This window comes from Neisseria sp. P0021.S006, from assembly GCF_051956895.1.
Genome location: NZ_JBQCWZ010000860.1, coordinates 1 through 614, shown reverse-complemented (window position 1 = coordinate 614; position 614 = coordinate 1). Strand labels below are relative to the sequence as shown.

Annotated in this window: 1 protein-coding gene; it reads left to right on the top strand. The window is 46.9% G+C overall.

Going from position 1 to position 614, the window contains the following annotated elements; translation table 11 throughout:
• Positions 1-120: 120 nt before the first annotated feature.
• Positions 121-543, top strand: a complete 423-nt coding sequence (locus tag ACTHUM_RS17545) for a hypothetical protein (protein ID WP_219088551.1) — start codon at positions 121-123, stop codon at positions 541-543.
• Positions 544-614: the final 71 nt, after the last annotated feature.

Sequence of the window (614 nt, the reverse complement as noted above, 5' to 3'; positions counted from 1 at the left end):
GCGTGGCGATGCCGCTGATTGTGGCAGCTCCGGAAAGTATGGTTTCCATTTATCGCGAACAGTGGCAGAGCATGGGTGCGCACGCCGTTTTGACCGATAATGACATTGAGGCCGTCTGAAATGAGTAAAAATCAAAAACTACTGATTGCCGCTGTTTTACTGATTGTGTTTGCGGCGGCCAAACTGCTGCTCTTGGATTGGTGGCAGCGGCAACAGATAAAAGCGAATGTAGTCGAATGTAGTCTAACACAAGGCTGCGTTCTGCCTGACGGTTCAAAAGTGCGTGCGACCTCTATCAATACACACGAGCCGTTTGATATTGTGGTGGAGAATGTGCCGAAGAATACGGGTGCGGTCAGTATCAGTTTCAGTATGAAAAACATGGACATGGGCTTCAACCACTATAACCTGACGCAACAATCGCCGCAAAGTTGGCAGGCTGCGCAAATCCGCTTGCCATTTTGCGTCGAAGGCCGCCATGATTACACTGCCGACATTACCATTGGCAAACAGACTTTTCAGACGGCATTTAGTGCAGAGTAGTCATCATGCAAAGGCCGTCTGAAAATTTAAAGGCAAAAATTTTAATTTTTTCAGAAGGCATATTTAAAAGT

Coding starts and splice junctions, on each gene's coding strand:
- ACTHUM_RS17545 (WP_219088551.1), top strand. CDS start 121: ATGAGTAAAAATCAAAAACTACTGATTGCCGCTGTTTTACTGATTGTG.